Here is a 23,942-nt window from a genome sequence, read left to right as displayed (position 1 = left end):
GATCACACCGGGTACTGGCCGACTGGCAGGCCAGCGCGGGCGGCATCCATCAACCCGCGCATGTGGCTGACTGCCTCCGGCAACCCCGTAAACAACGCCCGGGCCACGATGGAGTGGCCGATATTCAGCTCGTGAAAGACCGGATTCGCGGCGATCGGACGTACATTGTCGTAGTCGAGCCCATGACCGGCGTTGATCACCAGCCCCATGGCCTGACCGGCAGTGGCGGCCTGGTTGATCCCGGCCAGCAAACGTTCGCGCTCGGCTGCATCACGGGCATTGGCATAGGCGCCCGTATGCAGCTCCACCACCGGAGCGCCAATCTTGACCGCCGCCTCCATCTGGCGAACATCCGGCTCCACGAACAGCGAGACCTCGATCCCGGCCGCGGTCAGCGGGGCCACGAAATCACGCAGCCGCTCCAGCTGCCCGGCCGCATCCAGCCCGCCCTCGGTGGTCAGTTCCTCGCGCTTTTCCGGCACGATGCAGCAAGCCTCGGGGAGCAGCTTCAAGGCGATCGCCTGCATGCCCTCGGTGGCGGCCATCTCGAGGTTCATCGGCACCGTAAGCCGCGGCTTGATCCCGAAGACATCGTCATCCTGGATATGGCGGCGATCCTCGCGCAGGTGCAGGGTGATCGAATCCGCGCCGCTGGCCTCGGCCAGGCGTACCGCCTGCATCAGGTCAGGATACGGCGTGTGGCGGGCCTGGCGAATCGTGGCGATGTGGTCGAGGTTGACCCCCAGCTTGAGCGGTGCGGGATGCGACATGGTACGTGTGGCCTTGTATGGGCTTGAATGCGTGTCAGGGCCGGGGCTACAGCAGCGCTCGCGTGCGCAGCACGCGGCCGGCCAGGTGATGGTCAATCAGGGCGCGCATGAAGTCACGCGCCGGACGGGCATGATTATCGGGGACCGGCTGCCCCGAAGCGAGCGCCCACAGGGCCTCCCCGGCGATGGCACCCGCGCGCCCCGGTGCCGTGGGCTCCAGGCCCATCTCGGGCTCGTACCGATACCAGGCCGCCGGATCAAGCTCGGCGGCATCGACATGCTCGAGCCCGGAATCGATCGGCAGCAGCAGCGCCCACTCGGCGCGGCGCAACACCACGTCCGCGCGCTCCCGGGCCGCCAGCCGCGCGTAGGCCGTCAGCAGGGCCGGCAACGCCTCGGGGATCGGCGCGTCACGCGGATAGAGGCGCAACACCAGCTCATTCAGATACAAACCGCAGACCAACGCCCGCCCGGTCAACGGAAAGACCCGCTGCTGCTCCGCCACCTGCAGCGTGGGAAGCTCGCCACGGCCGCGCCAGGCCAGATCCAGTAGCACAAAGGGCTGTACCGACCCCGCCTTGCCACGTACCACCGCCGCCACACGCCCGGCCTCGCCCGTCAGCAGTTCCAGCACGCGGCTGTTCTCGCGCAGTGCCCGCGCATGCAGCACTACACCCTGGGTGACGGCCGTCGCCGCGCCACTCATGCGCGCCGCGGCGCCTTCACCGGGGTTCTTCGATGCCCAGCTCGCGCAGGGCGCGGGGATTCCGGGTCCAGTCCGCCTCGACACGTACCGTCAGGCGCAGCATGACCTTCCGCCCCAGCAGCTCTTCCAGCTGCAGACGCGCCGCCTGCCCGATCCGCTTCAGGCGCTGTCCACCCTTGCCGATCACGATCCCCTTCTGGCTGTCGCGCTCGACCATGATGACGGCATCGAGATGCGTGGTCCGCGGCTCGTCGGACCACTGCTCCACGCGCACCGCCACCGAGTACGGGACCTCCTGCCCCAGGCTCTCCAGCAGGGACTCGCGGATCATCTCCTCGGCGCGGAAGCGCTCCGGGCGATCGGACAGCTGCTCGGGGTCGTAGAGGAAGGGCCCCGCGGGCAGGTGGCCGCGGATCTCGTCGATCAGGCCCGCGACGTTGGAGCCCGTCTTCGCCGACAGCGGGACAACACCTGCATACGGCATCGCCTCCATGCGCGCCGCGATAAAAGGCAGCAGTTCTTCTTTTTCCCGCGCCCGATCGACCTTGTTGATCACCAGCAGCGCCGGCCGCTCGGACTGGCGAATCAGCTGCTCGATGCGCTCGTCGCCCTCGCCAAAGCGTCCCGCCTCGACCAGGAAACACACCAGATCCGCGTCGGCCAGGGCCTGACTGGCCGTGCGGTTCAGCACCCGGTTCACCAGACGCGTGCGCTCGGTATCGATCCCCGGGGTGTCCATCAGCACGATCTGGTCGTTCCCCTCGGTCACGATGCCGAGGATGCGATTGCGCGTGGTGTGGGGACGCCGCGTCGTGGCTGCGAGCTTCTCGCCCACCAGGCGGTTCATCAGCGTAGTCTTGCCAACATTCGGGCGGCCGACCAGCGCGACCATACCGCACCGCGTTCCGGACTCGGAAGTGCTATCCATGCCGTTCACTGCTCCTGTGCCTGCTGCTGCAACCGCTGCAGCGCGGCCTCGGCCGCGGCCTGCTCCGCGCGGCGCCGAGAGGAGCCCTCGCCCTGCTGCCCCCAGCCCTGAGTAGGCAGGTGTACGGAGACGGTGAAGCGGCGTTGGTGATCGGGACCAACCACCTCCAGCACTTCGTAAACGGGCAGTTCCGCATTGCGACCCTGCAATTGTTCCTGCAAACGGGTCTTCGGGTCCTTCAGGGATTCGGCGGAGGGCAGATTCCCCAGGCGCTCGGCATAAAGTGCCAGGGTGAAGTCGCGCGCAGCCTGCATGCCGGCCTCGCGGTAGGTCACGCCAATCAGGGCCTCGACCGCGTCGGCGAGGATGGAATCGCGCCGCTGGCCGCCGCTCTTGCGTTCGCCCTGGCCGAGATTGAGCGTGCCTTCCAGTCCCGACTCTCGCGCCAGGGCCGCCAGCGATTCGCGGTTGACCAGCGCCGCGCGCAGGCGCGTGAGATCCCCTTCTGGCGCGTCCGGCAGCTGCTCGTACAGGGCATCGGCGATGACCAGACCCAGGACCGCATCGCCCAGAAACTCCAGGCGCTCGTTGTTGCGCCCGCCGGCACTGCGATGGGTCAGGGCCTGGCGGACGCCATCGCCCTCGCGCACCGCCTCCGGCAGCAGATCACGAAAATCGCGACTCGCACTCGATCGTTGAAGGTTACGGTCCGACAATCCCACAGCGTTTCCCTAGGGCGCCAGGGTTTCGCTACGCGAGAAACGCGCGACCACGTCGACGTTCCCCAGGAACTCGCGGCGGACTTCGTATTCCAGATGCATCTGCCGGCGATCGCCCTCCTCGGTCACCGAGAAGTCGTCCTCCTCGATCCCGTCGTACACCGAGTTGATCTGGAAGCGGCGGTTCATCTCGCGCCACAGCTCGCGCTCGCTTTTCTCGGCCGCACCGGGCTGGGTCGCCACGTCCTGCATGATCGAGCGCACCGTCAGGTACTGGGTGTACTGCGTACCCATCTTGATCACGAAGGTCCCGACCAGCAGCGCCAGCAGGATCAATGCCATCACCGTCAGGGCACCCGCCCCGCGCATGGAATGTCTGGAATGCCGCATCGCCCTACCCCCTGGTTGCCTGCGCCCGCGAAACAGGCCTAGCGAATCGCCTGGCCAATCCGGGAAAAGTCCCTGTGCCCTTCATTGTAATCCCAATGCAGCCAGATAAAGAGGGCACGCCCCACCAGCAGATCCTCGGAGACGAATCCCCAGGTCCGGCTGTCGTTCGAGTTGTCGCGATTGTCGCCGACCATGAAATAGTGGCCGTCGGGGACCGTCACCGAGCCATCCAGGCTCGGGCGTTCCTCGCGCATCAGCGTCGTGTAGGTGCGCCCGTCGAGGGTCTCCTCGTACAGTGAGGCACCGGACATCATCTCCCCGGACCCCTCGCCCTCAAAGGTACCCACGCGCTCGGCCGACTGTGCCTCGCCGTTGACGTACAGCACGCGATCGCGGAACTCGATGGTATCCCCCGGCAGCCCAATCACTCGCTTGATGTAGTCCTCTTGTGGGTTGCGCGGATACTTGAACACCACGACCTCGCCACGCTCGGGCTCGCCCATATCGAAGACCTTGGTACGCGTAACCGGCAGGCGAATCCCGTAGGAAAACTTGTTCACCATGATGAAGTCGCCCACCAGCAGGGTCGGCATCATGGAGCCCGACGGGATGCGGAACGGCTCGGCCACGAACGAGCGCAGCACCAGCACAATCAGCAGCACCGGGAAGAACGAACGCGAATAGTCCACGAACCACGGCATGCGCGCCTGACGCTCGGGGCTCAGCCGCCGCCGCAGGAGCACCCAGCCCAGCCAGATCAGGCCCGTTGCGGCCGTGGCCAGTACCAGGATCAGTTCCAGATTCGCCATGTATTGTCCTCGATCACCGCCTTGCGGCGTGCCCGCTCCGACCCGGGCGCGTTATTTGTCGTCGCCGACCGACAGCACCGCCAGGAAGGCCTCCTGCGGCACATCTACCTTGCCAATCGACTTCATGCGTTTCTTGCCGGCCTTCTGCTTCTCCAGCAGCTTGCGCTTGCGCGAGACGTCGCCGCCGTAGCACTTGGCCAGCACATTCTTGCGCATCGCCTTGACCGTGGAGCGCGCGATAATCTTCGAGCCGATCGCCGCCTGGATCGCCACCTCGTACATCTGCCGCGGGATGATCTTGGCCATGCGCTCGGTCAGCTCGCGACCGCGCGACTCCGCATGGTCACGATGCACGATCCCGGACAAGGCATCCACCCGCTCGCCGTTGATCAGGATATCCACGCGCACCAGCGGCGCCGCCTGGAAGCGCCGCGGCTGGTAGTCGAACGAGGCGTAGCCACGGGTTGCGGACTTCAGCCGGTCGAAGAAGTCCAGCATCACCTCGGACATCGGCAGCTCGTAGGACAACTGCACCTGACGCCCCAGGTATTGCATCTTGGTCTGCACCCCGCGCTTCTCGATGCACAGGGTGATCACCGCGCCGACGTAGTCCTGCGGCACGAGGATGTTCGCCTCGATAATCGGCTCGCGGATCTCGGCAATCTCGTTGCTCGGCGGCAGCCCGGATGGGTTGTGCACCATCACCACCTCGCCGTCGCTCTTTTCCACCTCGTAGACCACCGTGGGCGCGGTGGTAATCAGGTCAAGGTCGTACTCGCGCTCCAGGCGCTCCTGCACGATTTCCATGTGCAGCATGCCGAGGAAGCCGCAGCGAAAACCAAACCCCAGCGCCTGCGAGGTCTCCGGCTCGAAGGACAATGCGGCATCGTTCAGGCGCAGCTTGTCCAGCGCCTCGCGCAGGTCGTTGAAGTCATCCGCGCTGACCGGGAACAGGCCGGCGAACACCCGCGGCTGGACCTCCTGGAAGCCCGGCACCGGCTCGGAGGCCGGGTTGTTGAAGTCGGTGAAGGTGTCGCCCACCTTGGCCCCGGAGATGTCCTTGATGGTCGCGATCAGGTAGCCAACCTCGCCGACCTCAAGGGTCTCGCGGTCCACCGGCTTCGGCGTGAACACCCCGACCCGGCTGACCTCGTGGGCGCGCCCGACCGACATCGCCTTGATCTTCTGCCCCGCGTAGAAGCGCCCGGCCTTCACCCGCACCAGCGCGACCACGCCCAGGTAGTTGTCGTACCAGGAGTCGATCACCAGCGCCTTGGGCGAGGCCTCGGCGTCCCCCTCCGGCGGCGGGATGCGGCGCACGATCTCCTCCAGCAGCTCGGCAATCCCCTCGCCGGTCTTCGCGGAGACCCGCACGGCGTCGGTGGCCTCGATGCCGATCACATCCTCGATCTCGGCCGCCACCCGATCCGGCTCGGCCGCCGGCAGGTCGATCTTGTTAAGCACCGGGACGACCTCGAGCCCCTGATCGATCGCGGTGTAGCAGTTGGCCACACTCTGCGCCTCCACACCCTGGGAGGCATCGACCACCAGCAGTGCGCCCTCGCAGGCATACAGCGAACGCGAGACCTCATAGGAGAAGTCCACATGCCCCGGGGTATCGATGAAATTCAGCTGGTAACGCTGTCCGTCCTGGGCGTCGTAGAACAGCGAGACGCTCTGCGCCTTGATGGTGATCCCGCGCTCGCGCTCCAGGTCCATCGAGTCCAGCACCTGCTCGGACATCTCGCGCTCGGTCAGGCCATGGCAGCCCTGGATCAGGCGGTCGGCCAGCGTGGACTTGCCGTGGTCGATATGCGCGATGATGGAAAAATTGCGGGTCAGGCGAGTTTCGGTCATGCAGGGGCCAGTAGGTCCAGCAGTGCCTTTCGGTCGAGGAAATGGCAGCAAAGAATGTCGCCGTCGACCGCAAGCACCGGGACCTTCGCGTTGAAACGCACGCGCAGGTCCCGGTCCTCGTCGATGTCGACGATCTCGAGGGCGAAAGTATAACGACTTTTGAGGGCCGAAAGCTCCGCGAGCATCTGCTCGCAAAGCCCGCAGCCTTCGCGGTGATACAGCGTCAGAGTCCGCATCATGATCGCTGCCGCCGCCCGGGCGCACAACGCCCGGGCCAGGGCACGACCATCATTCGGACGGGATGCGCAGGGCGATAAAGGTCGGGTTGCCGTCGCGCTGAATCAGGACCGGGACCGTGCGCCCGGTGCCGGCCGCCTCGATCTGCTCTTCCAGCTCTTCCAGCGAATCCACCGAGTGGCGACCGAACTGCACAATCACGTCGCCTGGCCGAACGCCGGAGGAACGGGCCGGATTACCCGTCACCTCCGTAACCACCAGCCCGCCGTCCAGCCCGAGCTCGTCGGCCTCGGCGGCATCCAGCGGCTCCAGGTGCATCCCGAGCAGGCTTTGCGGCTCGGCACGCTCCTCCTGCTCCGGCTGGCGACCGCCGCGTTCCGCCGCCACATCGTCCGGCAGGCGTTCGATCTCGACCGTCAGGGTCCTGGTCTCCTCGCCGCGACGAATCTCCACCTCGGCCTCGGTACCGACCGGTGTACGTCCCACGATCGGCGGCAGCGCGGAGGAGTTCGGGACCTCGATCCCATTGAACTTGAGGATCACATCTCCCGTCTCGAAGCCGGCCTTCTCCGCCGGGCTGTCCGACTGCACACGGGCGACCAGGGCGCCGCTGGGCTTGTCCATGCCAAACGACTCGGCCAGATCGCGCGTAACCTCCTGGATCAGCACGCCCAGCCAGCCCCGCGTGACCTCGCCGTGCTCGCGCAGCTGCTTGACCACGTCCTCGACCATCTCGATCGGGACCGCGAATGACAGCCCCATGAAGCCACCGGTACGGCTGTAGATCTGGGCATTAATCCCCACGACCTTGCCGTCCAGGTTCAGCAGCGGGCCACCCGAGTTCCCGGGGTTGATCGCGACATCGGTCTGGATGAACGGGACGTAATTCTCGGTCGGGAGGTTGCGCCCCTTGGCGCTGACGATCCCGGCCGTCACGGAGTGATCGAAGCCGAACGGCGAGCCGATCGCCAGCACCCACTCGCCGACCTTGAGGTCGTCCGAGGAACCCAGCTCCAGCGTCGGCAGGTCATCGGCATCGATCTTCAGCAGGGCCACGTCGCTTTGCGGGTCCTTGCCGACCACCTCGGCGTCGAACACGCGCCGGTCGGAGAGATGCACGACGACCTCGGAGGCCCCCTCCACAACGTGATTCGCCGTGATGATGTAGCCATCCTCGGTGTAGATGAAGCCGGACCCCAGCGAGCTGCGCTCCGGCATCCGGCCTTCGCCGCCCTCGCCTCGTCCGCCACCTGGGGGGGCGCCGAAGAAGCGTTCGAACAGGTCCTCGAACGGGGAGCCCTCGAAATCGGGGTGTCCGCCCGTCTGGCCACCCTCACGCTCACGCGTGGTGGAGATATTGACCACCGCGGGGCTGTGCTCCTCCGCCAGCGGGACAAAATCCGGCAGCATGCGCGCCGAAGCCGGCAGGGAGAAGGCAAACAGGATCAGCCCCAGCAGGGCCCATTGCATCGGTCGCGTCATGATTGAACCCGCTCTTGCTCGTGCGTTCATGCTCTAGAAAATTCGTACCGGGACAAGTTCCCGGCGATTGCCTGCATTATTCGATCGGACGCGGACGGCCCTGCGCCCGGACCACACCGGCGTCGGGCTCGCGGCGCAGGAATACCGGCGCCAGATCCGGTGCGCGGTGGCGCATCCAGTACCGAACCCCGCCGAGCCCCAGCACGAAACCCGCCGCACCGGCCAGCATCAGCCAGCCCTCGCCCAGCAGCGGCCAGGCCAGCATCAGCAGCCCCGGCACGGCGACCAGGCCCAGCAGTGGCAGCAGATACATCGCCAGGGCCCCCGAGACCAGGGCCTGGTCGCGAATCCCGATGATCACGCGATCGCCGGCGCGGAGCTGACCCGGGTGGCCGATGGTCACTTCCACGGCCTTTCGCCCCAGCACCTCGGACAGCACACCGCTACCGCAGCCGGTGCGGGCCGAACAGCTTCCGCAGGTGGACTGGCGCTCGATGCGCACGCGCGCGCTGTGCGCCTCGGCCGCGAGCACGACACCTTGTTCCTCGATCCAGTGCCCCACCGGCCTTACTCGCCCGCGGCGCCTTGGTAATAGACCGCGTCCAGCACCTGCTGGACCGTAATATGGGGGACATCGCCGACCGCCGTGACCTGATGTCCGGCCATCACCCGTGCAGCGGCATGCGTGGCGCCGGCACGGGTTGTACCCTCGAAACTCTTCTCGCCATCCGCCGGCTCTACATAGACCGACACCGAGGCCAGACCATCACTCAGCACGAAGTGGCGCGAGACCTCGTCCCCGTTACCCAGCGAGCGCTCCGTGGCGGCGACTGCCTGAAAGCCAGGGGGGAGTTCACCAAACTTCCAGCCACCCAGGCCATTGTCGTCGTCCCACTGGGGCTTCTTGTGGCCGCGATCGGCGCGCACCTCGATGTGCTCGGCCTGATCGGTCGTCGGCTCGAGTTCGCTCTCGGCGATCTCGTCACTCAACTCCAGATCGGTGAAGGCAAGCCGTTCCAGCAGCTTGCCCTTGGGATCGTACAGCTCGCTCAGGAGCGGCAGGGCGCTGTCCATATGGAGGCAGTAGCGATGGCTGTAGCGCAGGGCATCCCGCGCGCGCGCCATAATCAGGGTGCATGGATAACCGGCCACGCGGTCCAGGCCCTGGATCTTCAGCGCATAGAGGTCATGTGTTTCCAACAGGGAGACCGGCGCGCCGGCAGGGCCCAACGGTGACTGCGCCCCGTCTCCCGAGGCACCGCGCGCGCCCTTGATTGCACTCAGGCGATCCACCGAGCGCAGGATCTCGCGTTCGGCGCCAGTCAGGGTCTCGAGGCGTTCTCGGTAACCGCCATCATCGGCGACATGTACCACACGGATGGTATCGATGCGGTCATCGCGCTGCAGCACGAAGGTGCCTTGATAGCTCTCCGCATGCAGGCTTGTCGTCATGCGCTCAAGCCATTCCGACGGCGAGACCTCGTCCGCCAGTACCTGCGCCGGAAGGCAGAGCGCGGTTGCGGCCAGAACGAGCGGCAGCCCACGCCACATGACGTATTACTCGTCGCTGACCGAGTAGCGTACGCGTCCCAAGGCCGAAGAGCCCGGGCCGGTCAGTTCGGCATGATTTTCGAGGTAGCGGGCAAACCGCGGATCCAGGGACTCGCCAACTTCCGCCTGTGCGGGATCTTCGGCACCGGCGCGGGAGCTGGCCGTCTGCACGTCGCCCGTAGCCGCCGGGGTACCGCTTTCCACGGCCACCGGGGTCGCATCCTGACCGGGTTGATCCCCCAGCATCTGCATACCCACCAGCGTGACCATCGCCACGGCCGCGGCCACTCCGGTGCCGGCGACGGGCTTCAGCCAGCGCGGCGATTCGCGCCGGGGCACACCCTGCAGGGCGGGTTCGTCCGCCAGGGCCGTGCGGATGTCATCCATGAAATGTGCGGGGGCCGTGTTGCGCAGCCCGCCGCGGAGACTGTCACCGATCAGGTGATAGCGTTCCCACTGATTGCGATCCTCTTCGGACTTGACCAGCTCGTCGATCAGGCGCCGCGTCTCGAAGTCATCCGTTTCTCCGTCTACGAGGGCGGATAGACGTTCATTCTTGGTGACTTGTTCTTTCATGGTGCTTCTCGTCATTCTTCGTCTAACAAAGGACGCAAGGTCCGGTCGATGGCCTCGCGGGCCCTGAAGATGCGCGACCGTACGGTACCGATCGGACATCCCATCGTCTGCGCGATTTCTTCGTAACTCAGTCCCTCGATTTCGCGCAGCGTAATCGCCATGCGAAGGTCGTCGGGCAGTTTCTCGATGGTGCGCTGCACCGCGCCTTCTATCTCCTCGGACAAGAGCTCCCCCTCCGGGGTTGCATTGTCCTTGAGAGCGGAGTCACCGCTCATCTGTTCCGCGTCCTGTGCGTCGACTTCGGCCTCCGGCCGCCGCCGTCCCTGGGAAACCAGGTAGTTCTTGGCCGTATTGATCGCGATGCGGTAGAGCCAGGTGTAGAACGCACTCTCGCCGCGAAAGTTCGCCAGTCCCCGGTACGCCTTGATAAAGGCCTCCTGGGACACATCCTGGGCGGCAGCCTGATCATGCACGTAGCGCCCGACCAGGTTGATAATCTTGTGCTGATACTTCAGCACCAGGATGTCGAAAGCCGCCTTGTCGCCGGTTTGTACGCGTTTGACCAGAGCCTCGTCGGAAGCCTTCTCGCTCATGCGGGGGCTCCCGCCAGGGCACCGGTCTCCGGTAATCTATGAAGCATGGACCGCCTGACTCGCATTAAGTTCGCTTTCCGCACAACACTGTTGCGAAAGGGCCACGATTTGCTCGGGCAACAAGCGCAGCACGTTACCTGAGCCATGGGAACAGTACAACAACCTCGCCTGGCCGACGTACTGGTCATCGGGAGCGGCGCAGCGGGGCTCTCCGCTGCCCTGCATCTGGCCCCGCATCGCCGCGTCACCGTAATCAGCAAGGGTCCAGTGGACGAGGGCTCGACCCGCTATGCGCAGGGCGGGATCTCCGCCGTTCTCGACCGCGCCGACTCGTTCGATGCCCATATCGCCGACACCCTGGATGCGGGGGCCGACCTGTGCGATCCGGACGCGGTCCGGCGCACCGTGGCCGCCGGCCCCGAGGCAATCCAGTGGCTGCTGAACCTCGGCGTGCCGTTCACCCGCGAGGCCCTGGAGGGGCGCAGCCGCCTGCACCTGACCCGCGAGGGGGGGCACAGCGCCCGGCGCGTCGCCCATGCCGCCGATGCGACCGGCCGCGCAATCGAGGATGCCCTCGTGAAGAGCGCCTCCGGGCAGGCCAGCATCGAGGTCTTCGAGCGCCACGTGGCAGTGGATCTGATCACCCAGCCCGTGGACGGAACCCGGCGCGTGGTCGGCGCCTATGTGCAGGACGCCAAGACCCGCGAGGTGGAAACCATCCTCGCCCCGACCGTGATCCTGGCGACCGGCGGCGCGAGCAAGGTCTACCTCTACAGCTCCAACCCCGACGGCGCCACCGGCGACGGGATCGCGATAGCGTGGCGTGCCGGCTGTCGCATCGCGAACATGGAGTTCATGCAGTTCCACCCGACCTGCCTGTTCCATCCGCGCGCCAAGTCGTTCCTGATCTCCGAGGCGGTGCGTGGCGAGGGCGGTCTGCTGCTGCTCCCCAACGGCGAGCGCTTCATGCCGCGCTTCGACAAGCGTGCGGAATTGGCCCCGCGTGACATCGTCGCCCGCGCGGTCGACCACGAGATGAAGCGTCTCGGCCTGGATCACGTGAACCTGGACATCAGCCACAAGCCGGCAGAGTTCATCCGCGAGCACTTCCCCACGATCTATGAGCGCTGCCTGGAGTTCGGCTTCGACATGACCCGCGAGCCGCTGCCGGTGGTGCCGGCCGCGCACTACACCTGTGGCGGGGTGATGGTGAACCACTTTGGCCAGACCGATCTGCCCGGCCTGTACGCGGCCGGCGAGGTCTCCTATACCGGCCTGCACGGGGCCAACCGCATGGCCAGCAATTCCTTGCTGGAGTGCCTGGTCTATGCCCGCGCGGCCGCCGAGCACATCCTCTCGCAGACCGACCTGCCCGCGCCGGAGCAGCTCGCGGCACCGCCCGCCTGGGACGAGTCACGGGTCACGGAATCCGAGGAGGAGGTCGTGGTCGCCCACGACTGGGATGAACTGCGCCGCCTGATGTGGGACTACGTCGGCATTGTGCGAACCCGCGAGCGCCTGCACCGCGCCGAGCGCCGCATCCGCATCCTGCAGGAAGAGATCCACGAGTATTACAGCCATTTCCGCATCTCGCCGGACCTGCTCGAGCTGCGCAACCTGGCCATGGTCGCGGAGATCATCGTGACCAGCGCCCTGTCCCGCAAGGAAAGCCGCGGGCTGCACTTTATTCGCGACTACCCCGAGACCGACCCGGCCCTGGACAGCCAGCCGACGATCCTGGCACCGGACAACGCCCTGCGCCCCGGCGACCGCCGCCGGCCGTAACCTGCCTCCCCGTCATTGCGAGGAACCTCGCGACGAAGCAAGCGGTATCCGCTAGCCAGCAAACCCCAAAGCGACGTCCAGCTTCGGGCGGTTGCCGCGTCGCCTGCGGCTCCTCGCAATAACGGGGGGCAAGCGCGGCGGCGCTACCACCACTTCTCGTACTTGAGCTGCGCCTCGGGGATTCCCCACTCGGCCAGAAGCGTGGCCATATCCTCGATGAACTCGCGCGAACCGCAGAAGTAGAACAGGGCGTCGCGCGGCAGGTTCAGGGACTCCAGCAGCTCGTGGCTGATGCGCCCGGTGTGGCCCAGCCAGTCCTCAGCCTCGCGCGTCACTGTCAGCGTTACGTCGATGTTCTCGGCCTTGGCCAGGTGCGCCAGCTCGTCGGGGAACAGCATCTCGTCCTGGTGAGCGACGCTGTAGACGAGATGGGCGTAGACGTCCGGCATGCCGTCATTGACCGCACGCAGGATGCTGAACAGCGGCGTGACCCCGATCCCCGCGCCCAGCAGCACGACGTTCCGCGCCATACCCGGCTCGAAGAAGAAGCTGCCCTGGCCGGGGGTGATGTAGACCGTATCTCCCTCGCGTGCGGTGGAGTGCAGGTAGTGCGTGGCGTGATGGTGATCGGCGTACTTGATTGCGAGCTGCAGCCGCCCGTCATCGCGCGGCGCGGAGACCACCGAATACCCCCCGACAAACGGCTTGCCGGCGGCCTGCGGGATCACCAGATCCAGCCACTGCCCGGCCTTGCTGGCAAAGCGCGCCGGGTCGGCCGACAGAGTAAAGACCTTGATCAGCGGCGTAACCTGTTCGATCGCCTCGATCCGGGCCGGCATGAAGTGTTCGGGCAGTTCAACGGCGTGTGTCATTTGGGGTCCGTGTTGGTGTCGCGTTCACGCCGCCGGGCCTCCTGGTAGAGAGCCTCCTGGGCGTCGAAATCCAGTTGTTCCAAGGCCTGCCCCTGCGCGCGGGCCAGGGCCTCCATGGTACGAAAGCGCGCCTCGAACTTGCGCGTGGTGCCACGCAGCGCACCCTCCGGTTCCACTCCCAGATGACGCGCCCAGTTGGTCACGGCAAACAGCAGGTCGCCGATCTCCTCGGCCACGCGCTCGGGATCGGCGTCGCTGGCCAGCTCCTCGCGGACCTCGTCCAGTTCCTCGTGGATCTTCTCCAGCACCGGGGCCGGGTCGCCCCAGTCGAAGCCCAGCCGGGCCGCGCGGCGCTGGGTCTTGGCGGCACGGGCCAGGGCCGGCATCGCCAGCGGGATGTCGTCCATCGCGCTGTGGTGGTCGCGCGCGGCGCGCTCCTCGGCCTTGGCCGATTCCCAGGCGGCCTCGCGGGCGGCATCATCCGAGTATTCGGCATCGGCGAATACATGCGGGTGGCGCCGCACCAGCTTGTCGCCGATCGCACGTGCGATGTCATCGAGGTCGAAACGCCCCGCCTCCTCCGCGATCCGCGCCTGGAAGACCACCTGAAACAGGAGATCGCCCAGTTCGTCGCGCAGCTCGCGACTGGCCGCCTCGCGGCCATCGTCGCGAGCGATCGCATCGGCCAGCTCGAAGGCCTCCTCCAGTGTGTGGGGCACGATAGTTTGAGCGGTCTGCGCCCGGTCCCAGGCACAACCCTGCTCGGGATCACGCAGGCGCGCCATGATCGCGCGCAGGCGATCCACGGGATTGGTGTCCGTCATGACGGTGGAGTGTAAGGGGTCCCGGTGGGCGGGCAAAACCGTCCGCCACACTCCGATGCCAGTGTCGGGGCCGCGTGATCGGCCCCGACACCTCGATCAGCCCTGCTGATCCGGTTCGCAGAGGCGCTTTTTCTCGTCCGGCAGGTTGTCCGGGCAGATCCCGCAGCCCTCGTTGCCGGGCAGCGCCCAGTCGATCTTCTTCGGATACGGCAGGTCCATCTCCTCCATGATCTTGACGAACTCGGCCTCGGGCTTGTTCTTGCCCAGACGCGGGTTGCGCATCTTCTCCTGCCCGATGGTGGTGATCTGGCGCTCTTCGTAGTCGTGGCACGGATATACCAGCGTCTCGTCTGGCAGGGTGAAGAACTTGTCATGGATCGACCGGTACAGGGTCTTGGCGTCACCCGACTGGAAGTCGGTGCGGCCACAGGCCTCGATCAGCAGGGCGTCCCCGGAGAACAACATCTTCAGGCCGACGTGATCCATCAGATAGGCATGATGGGAATCGGTATGCCCCGGGGTATAGAGGGGATTGATCACCAGATTCCCCACCTGGAAGGGCTCGCCCTCGCGCAGGCCGACGTCGCGACAGGGCAGCTCGTCCAGCGCCGGGCCGGCCAGCTGGCAGCCCGTCCGCTCGCGCAGCATCTTGCCGCCGGTGATGTGGTCGGCGTGGATGTGCGTCTCGATCGCGTAGTCGAGGCTCAGCCCCATCTCCTGCAGCACCCGCAGATCGCGGTCCACGGTCTCGATCACCGGATCGATCAGCGCGGTCTTGCCCGTGTCCGGGCAGCTCAGCAGATAGGTGTAGGTGGACGATTCTTCCTCGAACAGCTGCTTGAAAATCATGCGGTGTCCTCCAGGGCCATATGGGCCTGTCCGTTATATCAGTATTTACTAATACTAACCGGTAGTCGCTGCCGGCACCAAGCCAGTGTGCGTACCGCGACTATCTCCCGTTCGGAACCCCACCACTACCACGAGTTCCCGGAGCCGGGCCACCTCGCCCTTCTGTAGCGCCACGCCACTGGCTATCATGCGGCCTCTGCCGACATACACATCGACATCAAGGACTCACCATGGAAGCCAATCAAGTGGCCGAACTCATCCGCGCCGGCCTGCCGGAGGCCGAGAAGGTCGAGGTGACCGGGGGCGAGGGCAAATTCGAGGCCCTGGTCGTCAGCCCGCAGTTCGCCGGAATGAACAAGGTCAAGAAGCACCAGACCGTCTACGCCACCGTGCGCGACCAGATCGACTCCGGCGAGGTCCACGCGCTGTCCATCCGCGCCCTGACGCCGGAAGAGGCCGCAAGCGCCTAGGCACGGCGAGCGGTAATGCTTTCACCCAAGGGCCGCGAGGAGATCGAGCGCCTGCTGGAGGGCGGCCTGGTCCACGACTGGGGCGAGGCCGAGACGACCCTGCGCAATGTCACGCGCATGCTGCTGACCACGCGCCCGGACCTGCTACGTCTGTACTTCAGCCCCGAGGCCTGGGGCCAGATCACCACCTGGCCGCAGAAAAAGGCTGCCAACGCAATCATCGCCGCATTGCGCACCGGCGTGGTCGACACCCTCGGGCGACCGGCTATCGCCAACCGCGAGCAGGCCCGCTTCTACCTCCTGTGCTTTCAGGATGACCTCGCCGAACGGGTGGATGCCTGGTGCCGCAAGCACCCGGAGGAATGCCCGCGCCGCAGCCGCGCCCAGACCCAGGCCCTGCCCGGCAACTCCGACCCATGACCTCAACCGTTCTCGAATGCGGCGATGCCACCATCGAAACCCCACTACGCGACCTGCTCGAACGCTACGGGCTACAACTGGTAATGCATCCGCCCGGTGCCGCACTGCCCGGGACCTGGTGGGGCGAGCCCGAGGCGGGGATCATCGGGTTGGCCGTGCATGTACGCCCGGACACCCCGCTGCACTCGGCGCTGCACGAGGCCGGCCATCTGATCTGCATGGAACCCGAACGCCGCGCGGCCCTGCATACCAATGCCGGAGGCGACGACCTGGAGGAATGCGGGGTGTGCTATCTGCAGATCCTGCTCGCCGATGCCCTGCCCGGGGTCGGGCGCAACCGGCTGATGCAGGACATGGACGCCTGGGGCTACAGCTTCCGCCTGGGATCGACCGCGCGCTGGTTCGAGGGGGACGCCGACGATGCACGGGCCTTTCTGCGCGCCGAGGGCCTGATCGACTCGCACGAGCGTCCTTCCTTCGCCTGCCGCGGGGGCCTTGAGCCTGCGCGGGATGCTACACTGAGACCCACGTCACAAGACGCAACGCTCCCGCAAAATGTCCGGCCAGATCCGGGGCGGTGATTGCGCGGCCGGGCACCGCGGGCCGGGGGCACACGAACCCACTGGCGCCCCGCCCGGACCAGGGAATGATCGAAACACAGGCAACGGAATCGCTCATGGACACGACGACCATCGACAGTCTGCTCCAGGAAATGGACCTCACCGCGCACCTGTCGGAATCCGCCCGCGCGGAACTGGCCCAGGCATGCGCGAGCCCGGAGCTGCCCGCTGGCAAGCGGCTGCGGCCCAAGGACGTCGCGGACCGGCACCTGTTTCTGCTGAGCGGCCAACTGGTACGCGTCAGCGGCGGCACCCCTTCGCGCATTACCGTCAGCGATGGCAACAGCGAGCCGCCCCTGCAGATGTTCGACGGCGGGGCCGGCCAGCACGATTTCATCATCACCGAAAAGCCCTGCCGCATGCTGGAGGTGCCCACAGGGGCGCTGGAGCAGGCCCACAGTGCCTCGCTGGTAATGCACGACACCGAGCTGGATGACACGGAAGGCGCCTTTTTCGGCGAGCTGTACGACTTGATCACCAGCAATCGTCTGGAGCTGCCGACCATGCCCGAGGTCGCCCTGCGCATCCAGGAGCTGACCAAGGATCCAGACGCGGACATCGACAAGCTGACCGATGTCATCCAGCGCGACGGGACCATCGCCGGGGCCTTGTTGCACGCCACGAACAGCCCGCTGTTCCGCGGCTCGCAGCAGATCCAGTCGGTACGGGACGCGGTCACGCGCCTGGGCTTTCGCAATACCCGCATGCTGGCCATGAACATGGCTATGCGACAGGCCTTCAAGGCCCGTCATGCGGCTACACGCGAGGCGATGGAGGCGGTCTGGCAGCACGGGGTACTGCAATCGGCCTATGCCTATCTGGTGGCCGATTCCCTGAAGCTGCTGGACCGCGAGCGCGCGCTGCTCGCCGGCCTGGTGGCCGGCATCGGGGCCATCCCGATCATCCAGTTCATCGAGGTACGCGAGGACCACCCGGAGCCCGAGCGGGTGGCCCGTCTGGTTCGCCGCCTGCGCAATCTGGCTGGCGTACTGGTTATCAACTACTGGGACCTGGGCGGAGACCTGGTCAATGTCGCGGAGCACAGCAGCGACTGGGGCTACCGGCCGGCGGAACCCGACTATGCCAGCATCGCGCTGGTCGCCCAGTACGCCGCGCTGCAGGCCGAGGGCAAGGAACTGCCGGCCCCGTCCGAGGTCAAGGCTTTCGAACTCCTGGGCATCGATGCCCCCGCCCCCGGGGAACCGATCGCCTTCCTGGAGGCCCGGGCCGCCGACCTGGCGGAATTGCAAAAACTCTTTGATATGTAGAGGTGTCGGTGATCGAGGAACGTCTTCCACAACTGGTCCCGTTCGCCGACCTCGGCGAGCGTGCGCGCCACAAGCTCCTCCAGCACGCCAGCACCCTGGACATCAAGCCCGGCCTGAAGCTGCATGCGCGTGACGAATGGCGCCACCTGATCTTTCTCCTTGAAGGCCGGGTAATCCTGTCTGACGACGGCCAGTCGGTCATCCTCAAGGGCGGCAGCCCGGAATCCCTGAACCCACTGTTCAACGAACGCGATTACCACAGCCACGCGATCGCGGCGAGTAGCGGGCGTATCGCCCTGTTCGACCGCAAGGTCTACGAAAACCTGATCGATGGCGCGCGCGAAGGTGTGGAGGTCAGCGAGATCGAGCTGTCCGACCTTGAGGGCGAGCTGTTCACCAGCATCTACACCCGCGCCTTCTCCGGCGAACTGCAACTGCCGCAATTGCCGGAAGTGGCACTGCACCTGCAGGCGGCGCTGAAGGACCCGGACGTCGATATCGAGCGGGTCACCCGCATCATCGAGGAAGACCCCAGTGTCGCCGCGCGCCTGTTGTCGGTGGCCAACAGCCCGGCGATGGGGAGTCAGCGCGAGGTCTCGCGGCTGGCCGACGCGGTCTCCCGTCTCGGCCTGGAACGGACCCGGCAACTGGTGATGGCGCTCGCCGCGCACCAGGTCTTCATCCAGCGCGACAGCCCCTATCACGGCCTGCTGGAACGCCTGTGGCGCCGTTCGGCCCGAATCGCGGCGATCAGCTGCGTGCTGGCTGACCAGAGCGAGGCAGTCGATCCGCAAAAGGCCCTGCTGGCCGGCCTGCTGCATCGCGTCGGCGCATTGCCCATCATTGGCGAGGTCGCCCGCAGCCACCCCGACCGCAGTGCCGAGGACATCGAGCGCATCCTCTATCGCCTGGAAGGCCTGATCGGCGAACTGGTTGCTCAACAGTGGGGCCTGGCTTCCGATATCATGGCGGCCATTCGCGATTCCGGTGGCCCGGAAACCGCTACGGCAGCACCCCTGACCGATATCGTGCGCATCGCTCGCAGCGCCTGCACGCGCGATGGCGACGACGCCCTGGCGGACCGGACGCCACTGGCCAAGTTGAACGCCGTGGCACGATTCGGCTTTGTGCTCGACGACGACGGCCAGCTGCCGGCAATCGACACGGCCCGCCGCGAGATTGACGCGCTGATCCGCGAGGTCGCCTGACCCCGATCGCGCCGCTATCGCCCCCTGATCGGGCGGAGCGACCGCAACCCATTCAGGGAAGACCCTATGACCACTCGAACACGACCCCAACCTGGCGAAAAACAACGCGCCGCCGACAAGGTCGCGCGCATCCCGGTCAAGATCAGCCCGACCGAGCAGCCGCAGCGCAAACCGAAGTGGATCCGCGCCCAGAGCCAGGCTCGGCCCGAGGTGCAGCGTATCAAGCGCATCCTGCGCAACCAGAAGCTGCACACCGTCTGCGAAGAGGCGAGCTGCCCGAACCTGGGCGAATGCTTCGCCCACGGCACCGCCACCTTCATGATCATGGGTGACATCTGCACCCGCCGCTGCCCGTTCTGCGATGTCGCCCACGGCCGCCCCGAGGCCCTCGACCCCGACGAGCCCCGCCACCTGGCGGAGACCATCCAGGCGCTGGGCCTGAAGTACGTGGTCATCACCTCGGTGGATCGCGACGACCTCCGTGACGGTGGCGCCGGCCACTTCGTGGACTGCATCCGCGAGGTCCGCACGCTGAATCCGAACACGAAGATCGAGATCCTGGTGCCCGACTTCCGCGGCCGCATGGACCGGGCGCTGGAGATCATGCACCAGGCCCCGCCGGACGTCTTCAACCACAATCTCGAGACGATCCCGCGGCTTTACCGCGAGGCGCGTCCCGGCGCCGACTATCAATGGTCGCTGGAGCTGCTGAAGCGTTTCCGCGAACAGCACCCCGGGGTGCCGACCAAGTCCGGTCTGATGCTCGGGCTCGGCGAGACCCGCGAGGAGCTGCTGGAGGTCCTGGCGGACCTGCGCGAACACGGCTGCGACATGCTGACCCTGGGGCAGTACCTGCAGCCCTCGCGCCATCATCTTCCGGTCACGCGCTTCCTGGCACCGGAGGAGTTCGACGACCTCGGCGAGGCCGCACGCGAAATGGGCTTCAAGCAGGTGGCCAGCGGGCCCATGGTGCGCTCTTCCTACCACGCCGACCTCCAGGCCCAGGGCCTCGAAACAGCCTGACCCGCCCTGTGCCCCCTCCCGCTGGGGCGCTGTCCCGTGCCCTGAGGCGGGACCTGGTTTGACCTCTGGAGTTTACGGTGGCTTCGGGCCACCGCCTGCCTGCGCTCACTCGCGAGCGCGCCGCGAGTTACTTCTTTGCTCGTGCAAAGAAGTAACCAAGAAACACGCCCGGGATTCGCCCAGGAACCTTGCTCCGGACGCGCCAGGCCGGCGGCGCTGAAACTCGCTACGCTGTCGCTTCGCTCAGACAGTCAGCGCCTTTTCTCCGTCCTGTCACGCCCTCCACAAGGGGCTCATATCGGGAGGGAAGATCAAAACCAGTTGTCTTCCAGCGCTTCTGCCTATCCCGTACGCCGTAGGGTGCGTTGAGCGTAGCGAAACGCACCGTGCCAACGTCGGGGCAACCCTGATGCGATTCGCTGCGCTCATCACATCCTACGATGGGGTCTGGCGCCCGCTGGCGGGCGCGGCACGCCAGGGCTGCAGGCCGCGCGTGCCCAGGATGTCGGAACACCTTGCCTCCATCCATTGGCACGAACGTCAGAGCGGCCGTTGTCTTGACCTTCATCCCCCGTATGAAGCCCCTTGCGGAAGGGTCCTCGGGACGGAAAAGAGGCGCTGACTGTCTGAGCGAAGCCGAAGGCGTAGCGAGTTTCAGCGCCGCCGGCCCGAGGACCCTGGAGCAAGGTCCCCGGGCGGAATCCGGGTGCCCTTCTTTGGGTACTTTCTTGGGCAAGCAAGAAAGTACCTCGCGGCGCGCTGCCGAAACAGCGCAGGCAGGCGGCCGGACGAAGCCACCGTAAACTCCAGAGGACGAACCAGGCCCAGCCTCAGGATGCGGGACAACGCCCCAGCGCCAGAATACGGACGAGCTCGGGCGGCAAAGAGGGTTCATGCCTGATGCTCGCGACCGCGGCGGGAAACAGCTGTTCGGCTAGATGGGCGAGCAGTTGCTCGCGGACGCGGGTGGCGTCCACCGGGCCGAGCAGATGCTGCATGGAGGTCGCGGCGAGGCCGGGATAGCCACAGGGGTTCATGCGCTGAAACGGCGCCAGATCCGGGGCGATGTTCAGCGCCAGCCCATGGATGCTGCGCCCGTGCCGGATGCGCAGCCCGAGCGCCGCAATCTTGGCCCCGTCCACATATACCCCTGGCGCCTTCTCCCGGCGCTGCGCGTGGATACCCCATTGCGCGAGCGTATCGATCACCGCCTGCTCCAGGCCTTCGACCAGACGCCGGACCCCGACCCCCAGTCGCGGCAGATCCACCAGCGTGTAGATGACCAGTTGCCCGGGGCCGTGCCAGGTCACCTGCCCGCCGCGATCGATCGCGACCACCGGCGTCGCGCCGGGGTCCAGCAGATGCTCGGGGCGGCCATTACGGCCCTGGGTAAAAACGGGGGGGTGTTCGACGCACCAGAACGCGTCCGGCCGGGTCGCATCGCGCTCCCGGGCCTGGAGTTGCATCGCCTGCCAGACAGGTACGTAGGGCTGCATACCCAGCAGGCGGGCCACGGGGACGAGCGGACCGGTCACAGGATCATGCGGACCCGGTCGCAGCGCCCCAGGGCCCGGTAGAGGTCATCGAGCTGGGCCTGACTGGTCGCGGTGAAGGTGATGGTGATGCCGACGAAACGCCCGCCACTGGAGGCGCGCTGCTGGATCACGGCGTCGTCCGGGTCCGGCACATGCTCGGCCACACAGGCCTCCACGGCCTCCAGGAGCTCCGGGTGCGAGTCGCCCATGACCTTGATCGGAAAACGACAGGGAAACTCGATCAGGCTTTCGCGCTCGTCTGTCATGCGCACCCCTCGACTGGTGCCCGGGACGGGTGAGCGTCGCGCTTTGCCTGCTGATACGCGGCATGAACGGCCTGCCAGGCCGGGCCCGGGACCCCGGCTCCGACCGGATGGCCGTCGAGCCGACAAACCGGCAGGAGCTCCTTGGTGGAACTGGTCAGCCAGATCTCGTCGGCCGCACGCAACTGGGACTCGGACAGATCACGCTCCACAACATCGAGACCGCACTGGGCGGCCAAGCGCAGGACCAGGGCCCTTGTTACCCCCGCGAGCAGCGATGATGCCAGCGGAGGCGTAACCAGCGTGCCGTCGACGAGGGCGAACACGTTGCTGGCCGCACCCTCCGTCACCTGACCGTCGCGCAACAGGATGGCCTCGACTGCATCCTGTTCGCGGGCCTCCTGACGGGCGAGCACGTTGGCCAGCAGCGTAGTGGCCTTGATGTCACAGCGGGACCAGCGCGTATCGGGCCCCGTCACCGCCGCGACCCCGGCCTGGCGGATCGTGCCCGGCAGTGGCGCGATCGGATTCGCCATCGCAAAGACCGTGGGCGGCCCGCCGGCGGGAAAGGCGTGGTCGCGCGGGGCGACGCCTCGCGTGACCTGCAGGTACAGCCCGAGATCGATGGGCACATCCCCCTCGTTGCGCCGGACGAGCTCCTCCAGCATGCCCCGCCACTGGTCGAACGACAGCGGCGATTCGAGGCGGATGGCGTCCAGCGAGCGCTGCAGCCGCTCAAGGTGTTCCGTCAGCAGAAACAGCTGGCCGGCGTAGCTGGGGATTACCTCGTAGACCGAGTCCCCGAACAGGAATCCGCGATCCAGCGGGGAGATACGCACGGATTCGAGCGGCATGAAGTCGCCATTGAAATACGCAACGCTCACACTCGCCCCGAGTCAGAACGGCCAGACCGAGCGCAGCGACAAGGCAGCACCATCCCATAGGCGACGCACCAGCCCGCCCTCCTCGATCTCTTCAAGGGCGACGACCGGCTGCTGCCCGATCAACTCGCCATTGAGACGGGCCTGCACCTCGCCCACGGCGGCCCCTGCGGCCAGCGGCGCTTCCAGCGGCTGGTTCAATTCCATTGTGGCCTCAAGGTTGTCACCGCGGCCCGGGGGCACGATCACCCAGAAATCCTCGGCCAGCCCGACGGACACCTCGCTATCCGCACCACGATAGATGCGCGGGCTGCCCAGCTGCGTCCCCGCCTCGAACAGACGCTGGGGTTCGGTAAAACGCATGCCCCAGTTGACCAGGGCCTGCGACTCGTTGGCCCGACGCGTACCACCCTCCTGGTGGTTGGAGGCCTCGATGCCCAGCACCACGGCGATCAGGCGGCGATCGCTGCGCTTCGCCGACGAGACCAGGTTGTAACCGGCCGCAGAGGTCCAGCCGGTCTTCAGGCCATCGAAACCGGCGTCACGCCAAAGGAGCATGTTGCGGTTACTCTGCGAGATATCGTTGAACTCGAACGAGCGCTCGCTGTAATAGCCGTAAAGGTCGGGGAACTCGCGAATCAGCGCCCGAGCCAGCAGCGCCATATCCTGAGCAGAGGTGGATTGCGGCTCATCGGAAGGCAGCCCGTGCGAGTTGGTGAAATACGAGTTCATCATCCCGAGTTCACGCGCCTGGCTGTTCATCATGTCGACGAACGCCCCCTCGGAACCGGCCACAGCCTCGGCGAGCGCGGTGGAGGCATCGTTTCCGGACTGGATGATCATCCCGCGCAGCAGGTCCTCGACCTTCACCTCGTCGCCGACCTCAATAAACATGCGCGACGCGCCCCGCATACCCGTGCGCCAGGCCCGCTCGCTGATGGTCACCGTGTCCTCGAGCCCCAGCCGCCCGTCGCGAATCTCGCCGAACACGACGTAGGCCGTCATCAGCTTGGTCAGGCTCGCGGGTTCGCGATCAACATCCGCCTCGCGCGAGGCCAGCACCAGACCGGAATCGAAGTCCATCAGCGCATAGCTCTTCGCCGTCACGTCAGAGGGCGGGCTGGGGGTCCCGCTTGGCATAGCCCCACCACTGCCCGGAACCGGCAGGGGCTCACCCGCCATCGCCGGCATGGCGGCAACGCACACGGCCAGGGAGAGGGTCATCAGGGCGCGGCGGGCGACAGAATGGAGCGGGGGGATCATGGTGGTTCGAGGCCTCCTGTAGAGATGGCTAACGATAGCAGAC

General features: G+C 66.5%; 27 protein-coding genes. 7 read left to right on the top strand and 20 right to left on the bottom strand.

All coding sequences use genetic code 11. The features are described from left to right. Window positions 1-2 precede the first annotated feature (2 nt). The 13 genes from C936_RS0105470 to rpoE form a co-directional block, all read right to left on the bottom strand. A complete protein-coding gene (locus C936_RS0105470) occupies window positions 3-770 on the bottom strand; it encodes a pyridoxine 5'-phosphate synthase (RefSeq protein ID WP_018138089.1) in 768 nt (255 codons plus the stop codon). Between the two features lie 46 nt (window positions 771-816). Next, the gene (locus C936_RS0105465) at window positions 817-1,476 is read right to left on the bottom strand and encodes a DNA repair protein RecO (protein ID WP_018138088.1); all 660 of its coding nucleotides are present in this window, start codon (window positions 1,474-1,476) and stop codon (window positions 817-819) included. A 16-nt stretch (window positions 1,477-1,492) separates the two neighbouring features. After that, on the bottom strand, window positions 1,493-2,368 hold the full coding sequence (gene era / locus C936_RS0105460; protein WP_018175443.1) for a GTPase Era: 876 nt from the start codon (window positions 2,366-2,368) through the stop codon (window positions 1,493-1,495). Between the two features lie 41 nt (window positions 2,369-2,409). Further along, the gene (gene rnc, locus C936_RS0105455) at window positions 2,410-3,120 is read right to left on the bottom strand and encodes a ribonuclease III (protein WP_018138086.1); all 711 of its coding nucleotides are present in this window, start codon (window positions 3,118-3,120) and stop codon (window positions 2,410-2,412) included. A 15-nt stretch (window positions 3,121-3,135) separates the two neighbouring features. After that, window positions 3,136-3,492 carry a DUF4845 domain-containing protein gene (locus C936_RS0105450; RefSeq protein ID WP_017925696.1) on the bottom strand — a complete coding sequence of 119 codons (357 nt, stop codon included), beginning with the start codon at window positions 3,490-3,492 and terminating at the stop codon, window positions 3,136-3,138. A gap of 59 nt (window positions 3,493-3,551) precedes the next feature. Continuing rightward, window positions 3,552-4,322 carry a signal peptidase I gene (lepB, locus tag C936_RS0105445; protein WP_018138085.1) on the bottom strand — a complete coding sequence of 257 codons (771 nt, stop codon included), beginning with the start codon at window positions 4,320-4,322 and terminating at the stop codon, window positions 3,552-3,554. 51 nt (window positions 4,323-4,373) lie between these two features. Next, the gene (gene lepA / locus C936_RS0105440) at window positions 4,374-6,179 is read right to left on the bottom strand and encodes a translation elongation factor 4 (RefSeq protein WP_018138084.1); all 1,806 of its coding nucleotides are present in this window, start codon (window positions 6,177-6,179) and stop codon (window positions 4,374-4,376) included. Beyond that, window positions 6,176-6,415 (bottom strand): glutaredoxin family protein, encoded by a 240-nt coding sequence (locus tag C936_RS0105435; protein WP_026182191.1) that lies wholly within the window; start codon window positions 6,413-6,415, stop codon window positions 6,176-6,178. The genes lepA and C936_RS0105435 overlap by 4 nt, the downstream gene beginning before the upstream one ends. A 52-nt stretch (window positions 6,416-6,467) precedes the next feature. Then, a complete protein-coding gene (locus C936_RS0105430) occupies window positions 6,468-7,886 on the bottom strand; it encodes a DegQ family serine endoprotease (RefSeq protein WP_018175442.1) in 1,419 nt (472 codons plus the stop codon). A gap of 88 nt (window positions 7,887-7,974) precedes the next feature. Then, complete coding sequence (locus C936_RS0105425; RefSeq protein WP_018138081.1) at window positions 7,975-8,460, bottom strand: SoxR reducing system RseC family protein; 486 nt, start codon at window positions 8,458-8,460, stop codon at window positions 7,975-7,977. A 5-nt stretch (window positions 8,461-8,465) separates the two neighbouring features. Beyond that, on the bottom strand, window positions 8,466-9,449 hold the full coding sequence (locus C936_RS0105420; protein ID WP_018175441.1) for a MucB/RseB C-terminal domain-containing protein: 984 nt from the start codon (window positions 9,447-9,449) through the stop codon (window positions 8,466-8,468). Window positions 9,450-9,455: 6 nt separating this feature from the next. Further along, a complete protein-coding gene (locus tag C936_RS0105415) occupies window positions 9,456-10,025 on the bottom strand; it encodes a sigma-E factor negative regulatory protein (protein ID WP_018175440.1) in 570 nt (189 codons plus the stop codon). 11 nt (window positions 10,026-10,036) lie between these two features. Beyond that, entirely contained in the window at window positions 10,037-10,618 is a 582-nt protein-coding gene (gene rpoE / locus C936_RS0105410) for an RNA polymerase sigma factor RpoE (RefSeq protein ID WP_018138078.1), read from the bottom strand. 144 nt (window positions 10,619-10,762) lie between these two features. On the opposite strand from rpoE, the gene nadB reads away from it, so the two are divergent. After that, window positions 10,763-12,403: an L-aspartate oxidase gene (gene nadB, locus C936_RS0105405; RefSeq protein ID WP_018649283.1), complete on the top strand. Its 1,641-nt coding sequence runs from the start codon at window positions 10,763-10,765 to the stop codon at window positions 12,401-12,403. 143 nt (window positions 12,404-12,546) lie between these two features. Here the strand turns inward: nadB and C936_RS0105400 are convergent, their stop codons facing one another. From C936_RS0105400 to C936_RS0105390, 3 genes are all read right to left on the bottom strand, one after another. Further along, a complete protein-coding gene (locus C936_RS0105400; protein WP_018138076.1) occupies window positions 12,547-13,275 on the bottom strand; it encodes a ferredoxin--NADP reductase in 729 nt (242 codons plus the stop codon). Beyond that, a complete protein-coding gene (gene mazG, locus C936_RS0105395) occupies window positions 13,272-14,099 on the bottom strand; it encodes a nucleoside triphosphate pyrophosphohydrolase (RefSeq protein ID WP_018175438.1) in 828 nt (275 codons plus the stop codon). The genes C936_RS0105400 and mazG overlap by 4 nt, the downstream gene beginning before the upstream one ends. A 96-nt stretch (window positions 14,100-14,195) precedes the next feature. Next, on the bottom strand, window positions 14,196-14,948 hold the full coding sequence (locus C936_RS0105390) for an MBL fold metallo-hydrolase (RefSeq protein ID WP_018138074.1): 753 nt from the start codon (window positions 14,946-14,948) through the stop codon (window positions 14,196-14,198). A 230-nt stretch (window positions 14,949-15,178) separates the two neighbouring features. Between C936_RS0105390 and C936_RS0105385 the strand changes: the two genes are divergently transcribed. The 6 genes from C936_RS0105385 (at window position 15,179) to lipA (ending at window position 19,957) form a co-directional block, all read left to right on the top strand. Further along, a complete protein-coding gene (locus tag C936_RS0105385; RefSeq protein WP_018138073.1) occupies window positions 15,179-15,418 on the top strand; it encodes a BolA family protein in 240 nt (79 codons plus the stop codon). 15 nt (window positions 15,419-15,433) lie between these two features. Then, entirely contained in the window at window positions 15,434-15,838 is a 405-nt protein-coding gene (locus tag C936_RS0105380) for a hypothetical protein (protein ID WP_018175437.1), read from the top strand. Further along, window positions 15,835-16,419, top strand: a complete 585-nt coding sequence (locus tag C936_RS15005) for a hypothetical protein (RefSeq protein WP_018175436.1) — start codon at window positions 15,835-15,837, stop codon at window positions 16,417-16,419. Before C936_RS0105380 ends, C936_RS15005 begins: the two co-directional genes overlap by 4 nt. 95 nt (window positions 16,420-16,514) lie before the next feature. Then, window positions 16,515-17,726 carry an HDOD domain-containing protein gene (locus C936_RS0105370; protein ID WP_026278816.1) on the top strand — a complete coding sequence of 404 codons (1,212 nt, stop codon included), beginning with the start codon at window positions 16,515-16,517 and terminating at the stop codon, window positions 17,724-17,726. Window positions 17,727-17,734: 8 nt separating this feature from the next. Next, on the top strand, window positions 17,735-18,934 hold the full coding sequence (locus C936_RS0105365) for an HDOD domain-containing protein (protein ID WP_026278815.1): 1,200 nt from the start codon (window positions 17,735-17,737) through the stop codon (window positions 18,932-18,934). A gap of 66 nt (window positions 18,935-19,000) precedes the next feature. Then, window positions 19,001-19,957 carry a lipoyl synthase gene (gene lipA, locus C936_RS0105360; protein ID WP_018138068.1) on the top strand — a complete coding sequence of 319 codons (957 nt, stop codon included), beginning with the start codon at window positions 19,001-19,003 and terminating at the stop codon, window positions 19,955-19,957. An 830-nt stretch (window positions 19,958-20,787) separates the two neighbouring features. On the opposite strand, the gene lipB is transcribed toward lipA, so the two are convergent. Genes lipB through C936_RS0105340 form a run of 4 tightly spaced genes read right to left on the bottom strand, consistent with a single transcriptional unit; the run spans window position 20,788 to window position 23,899 of the window. Further along, complete coding sequence (lipB, locus tag C936_RS0105355) at window positions 20,788-21,492, bottom strand: lipoyl(octanoyl) transferase LipB (protein ID WP_018175433.1); 705 nt, start codon at window positions 21,490-21,492, stop codon at window positions 20,788-20,790. Then, complete coding sequence (locus C936_RS0105350; protein WP_017925710.1) at window positions 21,489-21,758, bottom strand: YbeD family protein; 270 nt, start codon at window positions 21,756-21,758, stop codon at window positions 21,489-21,491. Before C936_RS0105350 ends, lipB begins: the two co-directional genes overlap by 4 nt. Next, window positions 21,755-22,639, bottom strand: a complete 885-nt coding sequence (locus tag C936_RS0105345; RefSeq protein WP_018175432.1) for a D-amino acid aminotransferase — start codon at window positions 22,637-22,639, stop codon at window positions 21,755-21,757. The genes C936_RS0105350 and C936_RS0105345 overlap by 4 nt, the downstream gene beginning before the upstream one ends. 12 nt (window positions 22,640-22,651) lie before the next feature. Next, a complete protein-coding gene (locus C936_RS0105340) occupies window positions 22,652-23,899 on the bottom strand; it encodes a D-alanyl-D-alanine carboxypeptidase family protein (RefSeq protein ID WP_018175431.1) in 1,248 nt (415 codons plus the stop codon). Between the last annotated feature and the right edge of the window lie 43 nt (window positions 23,900-23,942).

This window comes from Thioalkalivibrio sp. ALJ4 (genome assembly GCF_000377225.1).
In the GTDB taxonomy this organism is placed as follows: Bacteria; Pseudomonadota; Gammaproteobacteria; order Ectothiorhodospirales; family Ectothiorhodospiraceae; genus Thioalkalivibrio.
Note: the sequence above shows the minus strand (reverse complement) of the source record. Positions and strands in the feature narration are given on the sequence as shown.